The organism is Verrucomicrobiota bacterium, assembly GCA_037139415.1.
In the GTDB taxonomy this organism is placed as follows: Bacteria; Verrucomicrobiota; Verrucomicrobiia; order Limisphaerales; family Fontisphaeraceae; genus JBAXGN01.
Genome location: JBAXGN010000294.1, coordinates 1 through 6162, shown reverse-complemented (window position 1 = coordinate 6162; position 6162 = coordinate 1). Strand labels below are relative to the sequence as shown.

Genomic DNA, 6162 nt, shown 5'->3' with positions numbered 1-6162 from the left:
TATTCCCCGGTTGCGATGAGACACCTTCAACAGTTGACCAATTTGTTTGCATACCGTTTTCACCCTCCAGCCACCAACCAACAAATCAGCTAACGCTGGGTGGGTTTACTTGGAACTGAATCTACCGATTAGCGCAAAAATGGGAAGGATAAAGAATTTTGACAGGATGAACAGAATGCACGGGATTGGGCGATGGGAGGAATGGGGCGAGAGGGGAAAAGAGAGTGATTTGTGAGGGGAGGTGTGATTGGCGGACGGACAATCACCGTGTTTGTCGAAAAGTCCAGCCACAGTCCACCACCTCCAGCCTGGCTCTGGCTACCCCGTCAATGCAGTAAACCTGGTCACGGTGGCCCAAAGTCTCTCTGGGTGCGTGTTCATTGCTTGAATTAACTCTCGAACCCGGCTCATAAGTTCAGCCGCCACAACGTTCCGTTGAGCACCGCCGCAAAACTCACCCACACCAGATAGGGTGCCAGCAACCAGGCGGTGACGCGATGCACCCGCCAAAACGCTGCGATGGTCCACGCTATGGCCAGCCAGAGCAGGATGATTTCCGCGAATGCCACGCCGGGGCGGTGCAGTCCAAAAAACAGCGGCGTCCACCCGGCGTTGAAAACGAGTTGTGCGAGGAACAACCCCAACGGCCGGCGTTGTGCGGTGAACCCTCCGCGTTGCCAGACCAGCCACGCCGCCACTGCCATCATCGTGTAGAGCGCCGTCCAGACCGGGCCGAACACCCACCCCGGCGGATTCCACGCAGGCTTCTTGAGCGCGGCATACCACTCCCCCGGCATGAACACCGCCCCACCCGCCGCCGCCGCAAAACACAGCAGCAGCCAGCCGGCCAGTGCCAGCCAGCGCCGCATCCCACCCGGTGATGGGTATATCGTCGCGTTCATGGCGTTGCCTTTCCTCCCTTGCCAAAACGCTGCTGCAACGCCCTGGCGCGATACCGGAAAATCTTTTCCACGTCCGGCCGCACCAGCCAGCCGTGCAGGATGAAATCGAATGGCACGGCATAGCGCACCACGTCGCGGGTCAGCGTGCCGCCGTCGCGCGCCTCGAACGTATGCTCGTGAATCCACTGCCGGTAAGGCCCGCGAAGCTGCTCGTCCACGAACCGATGCGGCGGCTGCCACGCGCTGATGCGCGTCCGCCAGCGAAGCGGAACGCCGCGCACACGTAACTTGTAATCAATGAGCGCACCCTCGCGCATCGTGATGGGTGGTGGCGTAACGATGTGAAAATGCATCCACGGCGGCGTGATGGCATCCAGGTTCGCCGCGTCCGCGAAGAACGGGAACAGCTCCTCCGGCGACAGCGGCAGCCAGAGTTCAGTTTGAAATTCGCGGATGCGCATCGGGGTGGTCCGGTTTGGCAGCTACGGTTGTTTTAAGCATCAAATTTCACAGTTCTCCGGTGAAGGCCTGGAAAAGGTAATGGATAATAGAAAATGATCATTGGGGCATTCCTTGTTTTATGGATTTGATGATGCTTGTCAGCAGTTTAAGAAGTTCCGTGGTATCGGCCAGGATGGATTCGCTTTCTTTATTGGCAAGGTATTTGGTTTCCTTGGAGGTAAGCGCGGCCTTGCCGCCTTCCAAGAGGTTCTGTTTCAGTAGTTGACCAATTTATTTGCATACGATTCCACCTCCGGCCACCAACCCACAAACCATCAGCGCCGGGTGAGTTTAACTGACGGTAAATGTAACGGCTGGCACAAAAATGGGAAGGAGAAAGAATATTCTTTGATGGGGTATTTGGGGGGACAATTTCGCTTTACCGCGCCTTGGGATAACTCTGCGTTGGGGCGGTGGTGATGGCGGTGACGTAATTCGAGAATGGCATGGTGCCATCCCACAACTGGGCGGAATGCGCCCAGTAAAAGCATTGAAAATGGCCGGCTCTGGCCTGAGCCAATGACCGCGCCAACATTCCCGCCGGCGATAGGTCAACATAATGAGGATTCAGCGACGCCGGTTGGTTGTACCCCGGGTTTTCTCCGCCAACCGGCAGGCCGTACGCGCGAGCGAGGCGTACTTGCCAACGGGTGGCCGACCATTTGTTGGCCGACGGGTCCGATAGCGGCACCTGGACATCTTCAGGCTGCGGCAGATCGTCGTGGCCGGAGCGATCAGCCACGGAGGAGATGTAAACCACGGCCCGACGTTTGTCGGGCAGGAATTCGTAGAGTTTTTGCCAGGCCGCACCGACGCCCAGAAGTCCATCGGGCAGGTTTTTCCGAATGACATCGTCATAGGCGGAAGGGCGAACCCCGGAGCCAGGAGTGAGAATCTGGTACCATCCCGTGAAGCCCAACTTGTCGAGCACACTCTGTTGCCAGGCGACACTCAACGCCAGGCAGCGAACATACCAATCCGCCCATTGCCGCACCTGCGCGGCGGCCAGACCGGGTTGGCCCGGTTTCCAACCCGGATACGGGCAGCGCGGCAGAGTTGGAGGAAGAGCCGGGCCATTTTGCGCGTTCACGTCAAACGCCCAGTAGCTGCCGCCTTCGGGGTAAAGCACCTCGCCATTCCCGCCCGAAGTGAGGCGGACGGCCCAGAAGTTATCGAAGCCCAAGTCCGCCTGAATGCGCGCCAGGTAACGTTCCGCGTGCTGGCGCATTTGCTGGTTGAAGACGAAATTCAGATCTCGGCTGTGGTCACCATGTTGGTTGACAAACTTCGCATTGGGCTCCTGCTTCAACCAGCGGGGTGGATAGTGAATCCCGAGAGCCAAGGTAACCTGGAAACCGAGGTCCTTGAACCGCTTGAGTGTCCGCTGCTGGGCGGCGGCGTAGTCCGCCGAAAATTCCCCCGGGCGGAGTTCGTAGCGATCCCAGAAAATCTCCATCATCGCCAGCCGCAGGCCGCCGCCGTACTCTTCAGCGGCATGTTTGCCATCGGTCTGCAACGTGCCGAAAGCGATCGGCGCGGCCCGGCCGGACAATGGGGGTGATGCCGCCGCCCACGTGCCCGGCACCCAAAGTGCCCCGCACGCCAGCACGGCCAATCCCAACCATAACCGGATGCGTGCAAGGGTTTTTATTTTATGCATGTTTCAACTGCCAGATTTAGTTTTACCAACGCTTTGGCGCTGGCGCAGAAACGTTCACTGATAGGAATGCGGATGGCAATATATTTTTATATGACCACACTGTGGTCGCAAATGATGGAACGCAAGCGTTACCACGATCTGACCGGCAACGGGGTGAATCACCCCAATGATTTTGGTCATCGTCTCTATGCCCAAGTGCTCTTGGGTTTGCTGCTGTCGGAGCCTTAATTTTGCCGGGTTATCGCTATAAAGCAGGGTGGCGGGAAACATTTCTGCCAGAAGTACACATTTCGTGGTTTCCAAACGGCGCGGCTTGCCCCATACTTACCAGTCCTGATGTTTACACTTTCGGAAGTCAGCAAATCCTATGGCGGGCGCACCTTGTTCGAAGACGTGACGCTCCAGATTAACCGCGACGATCGGCTCGGCCTAGTGGGGCCGAACGGCGCGGGGAAGTCCACGTTGTTTAAATTGATCCTGGGCCAGGAGGAATGCGATCACGGCCAGATCATGCGCCAGCGCGGCGCCACAGTCGGCTTTCTGCCGCAGGAGAGCGCGCCGGTGGGGGAGGAGACCGTGCTGGAACTGGCCACCTCCATTTCGCCGGAGTTTGTGGAAGTGCGGCGGAAGCTCAAGGCTTGGGATACGACGCATCCGGACGATATTGATCCGCACGATAATCTCCATGCCCGCTACGATGAACTGGGCGGGTGGCAGCTTGACGCGCGCGCGAAGAAAATCCTCGCCGGCCTGGCCTTTCGTGAGAGCGATTTTGACCGGCCCGCACGGGAACTAAGCGGCGGGTGGGTGATGCGCGGGCACCTTGCACGGTTGCTCGTGCAGGAGCCGGACCTGTTGATGCTCGATGAGCCGACGAACCATCTCGACCTGGAAACGCTGCTGTGGTTCCAGGAATATCTCAGCGCGTATCCGGGCGGCATCGTGATCATTTCGCACGACCGCGAGTTTCTGAACCAGCTCGTCACCGGGGTCATCGAGCTGCGGCAATCAAAACTGTATTCCTATACCGGCAATTACGACAATTTCCTGGAACAGCGCGCTGCCGCCGAGGTGCAACAACTGGCCGCCTATAAGAACCAGCAGCGCGACATCGCGCGGTTGCAGGAGTTCGCGGACCGCTTTGGCGCCAAGGCCAGCAAGGCGTCGCAGGCGCAGGCCAAGCTGAAACAGATTGACCGCATGGAGAAAATCGAGGCGCCGGAATCCGCCGGGCCGGTGATGGGCTTTTCCTTTCCCCAGCCGGTGCGCAGCGGGCAGCGGGTCATCACGCTCAAAGGCGTCCATCACGCCTATGGTGAGAACGTCGTGTATCGCGGCGTGGATTTCGAGGTGGAACGTGGGCAGCGCGTGGTGCTGGTGGGACCCAACGGCGCGGGCAAGTCCACCCTGCTCAAGCTCGCCGCCGGTGCCCTGCCTGTTCAGCAGGGCGAACGTATCCTCGGCCACAACGTCAAGGAAGGCTACTACTCCCAGTACCGCACGGAAATGCTCCAGATGGACCGCACGGTGCTGGAAGAGGCGCTTGATACCACGGCGCGCATTACCGAGCAATCGGTTCGTACGCTGCTCGGCGCGTTTCTATTTCGCGGGGACGACGCGTTCAAACGCGTCAATGTGCTGAGCGGCGGTGAGAAGAGCCGGCTGGCGCTGGTGAAGATTCTGCTCGAACCGCCAAACCTGCTGTTGATGGATGAACCGACCACGCACCTTGACATGGCCAGCATTGAGGCGCTGCTGCAAGCGTTGAAAGCCTTCACCGGCACGCTGATTTTCATCAGCCACGATGTGTATTTCATCCGTGCGCTGGCCAATCGAACCCTGCACGTGAACGCCGGACGGCTGACGAATTATCCCGGGGATTATCAGTACTACCTCGACAAGACGAAAGCCTTGACGGCGCGGCTGGGGCTGACGGCGGGGAGCAATGGCACACCGACGGCGCAGGGCGGCGGGTTGCGCGACGGGCGCACACCACAGGCGAGTGCGGGCACGAGCGAAAAACTTTCCGGGGCCGAACGCAAAGAACAGAAGCGGCTGGAAGCCGAACAGCGCCAGGCCCGCGCCAACGAACGCAAGGCGCTGCAGAAACGGGTCACTGCCCTGGAACACCAGGTGGCCAACCTCGAAACCCAACAGGCGCAGCTCACCCAGGAAATGGAGAGCCCGGCGACCTACGAGAAGGCCGGGGCGGCGCTGCACCTGAATCGCGAGCTGACGGTCGTGATGGATGAATTGCAACGCGTCCAGACGGAATGGGAAAAGGCCGCATCAAAACTTGCGGAAATGGAATCCGCTTCGTGAACGAATTATGAATATTTCAACAGCCACCTTTGAATGCAGCGCCCCGGACCTGGACTCGTGTCCCGACGAGACCCTGCCTGAATTCGCCTTTATCGGGCGATCCAACGTCGGCAAATCGTCCTTGCTGAACATGCTCGCGGGCCAGCAGAATCTGGCTAGAGTCTCCGCCACGCCAGGCTTCACCAAGCTGATCAATTTTTTCACCATTGACCGGACCTGGCGGCTGGTGGACCTGCCGGGATACGGTTACGCGAAGGTGGCGCGGAAGGACATGGCCAAGTTCAATGAGGCCGTGACGGATTACCTGCAGCATCGCGAGAACCTGCTCTGTGTTTTCGCGCTCATCGACTCCGGGTTGCCACCGCAAGCGATTGATCTGGAATTTGTGGAATGGCTCATTGACAACGCCATCCCGTTCGCCCTTGTTTTCACCAAGACGGACAAGGTAAGCCCCTCCAAGCGGCAGACAAACATCAAGGCGTTCACGGAGCACGTTTCCGAATGGTGCGAGAAGCTGCCAGAAATCTTCACCTGTTCCGCCACGACCAGGCAGGGCCGGTACGAATTGCTCAAGGTGATCAAAGAGGTCATGGACGCAAATCAGGATGATGAAGAAGACGGGCCGGAAGGAACGCTGGAAAACAGGGAAACGCCTCCCGAAGAGTAAACCTTCAGGATCGGAACGGAACCTGAGGGAAACACCTTTTTGCAGAAAAATTTATGGGCAGGTGCGCTCGGAGAAGCTGTGTGTAACCGGGGGTGAAAGTCCCTCAGGTC

Annotated in this window: 7 protein-coding genes; 3 read left to right on the top strand and 4 right to left on the bottom strand. The window is 58.8% G+C overall.

The genetic code is table 11. The features are described from left to right. Window positions 1–407 precede the first annotated feature (407 nt). The 4 genes from WCO56_28480 to WCO56_28465 form a co-directional block, all read right to left on the bottom strand. On the bottom strand, window positions 408–902 hold the full coding sequence (locus WCO56_28480; GenBank protein ID MEI7733540.1) for a TspO/MBR family protein: 495 nt from the start codon (window positions 900–902) through the stop codon (window positions 408–410). Continuing rightward, window positions 899–1363: an SRPBCC family protein gene (locus WCO56_28475; GenBank protein MEI7733539.1), complete on the bottom strand. Its 465-nt coding sequence runs from the start codon at window positions 1361–1363 to the stop codon at window positions 899–901. The genes WCO56_28480 and WCO56_28475 overlap by 4 nt, the downstream gene beginning before the upstream one ends. A 97-nt stretch (window positions 1364–1460) precedes the next feature. After that, a complete protein-coding gene (locus tag WCO56_28470) occupies window positions 1461–1607 on the bottom strand; it encodes a hypothetical protein (protein ID MEI7733538.1) in 147 nt (48 codons plus the stop codon). Between the two features lie 175 nt (window positions 1608–1782). Further along, window positions 1783–3063 carry a hypothetical protein gene (locus tag WCO56_28465; GenBank protein ID MEI7733537.1) on the bottom strand — a complete coding sequence of 427 codons (1281 nt, stop codon included), beginning with the start codon at window positions 3061–3063 and terminating at the stop codon, window positions 1783–1785. A 90-nt stretch (window positions 3064–3153) separates the two neighbouring features. Here WCO56_28465 and WCO56_28460 point away from each other — a divergent pair, with 90 nt between their 5' ends. The 3 genes from WCO56_28460 (at window position 3154) to yihA (ending at window position 6052) form a co-directional block, all read left to right on the top strand. Next, window positions 3154–3291, top strand: coding sequence for a hypothetical protein (locus tag WCO56_28460; protein ID MEI7733536.1), 138 nt, complete (start codon window positions 3154–3156; stop codon window positions 3289–3291). Between the two features lie 108 nt (window positions 3292–3399). Further along, window positions 3400–5385, top strand: coding sequence for an ABC-F family ATP-binding cassette domain-containing protein (locus WCO56_28455; GenBank protein MEI7733535.1), 1986 nt, complete (start codon window positions 3400–3402; stop codon window positions 5383–5385). A gap of 7 nt (window positions 5386–5392) precedes the next feature. After that, a complete protein-coding gene (yihA, locus tag WCO56_28450) occupies window positions 5393–6052 on the top strand; it encodes a ribosome biogenesis GTP-binding protein YihA/YsxC (protein ID MEI7733534.1) in 660 nt (219 codons plus the stop codon). The last annotated feature ends 110 nt before the right edge of the window (window positions 6053–6162 follow it).

Bases quoted from the DNA above. Each gene is read 5' to 3' on its own strand.
- WCO56_28480 (MEI7733540.1), bottom strand. From the start codon at position 902: ATGAACGCGACGATATACCCATCACCGGGTGGGATGCGGCGCTGGCTG.
- WCO56_28475 (MEI7733539.1), bottom strand. From the start codon at position 1,363: ATGCGCATCCGCGAATTTCAAACTGAACTCTGGCTGCCGCTGTCGCCG.
- WCO56_28465 (MEI7733537.1), bottom strand. From the start codon at position 3,063: ATGCATAAAATAAAAACCCTTGCACGCATCCGGTTATGGTTGGGATTG.
- WCO56_28460 (MEI7733536.1), top strand. From the start codon at position 3,154: ATGACCACACTGTGGTCGCAAATGATGGAACGCAAGCGTTACCACGAT.
- WCO56_28455 (MEI7733535.1), top strand. From the start codon at position 3,400: ATGTTTACACTTTCGGAAGTCAGCAAATCCTATGGCGGGCGCACCTTG.
- yihA (MEI7733534.1), top strand. From the start codon at position 5,393: ATGAATATTTCAACAGCCACCTTTGAATGCAGCGCCCCGGACCTGGAC.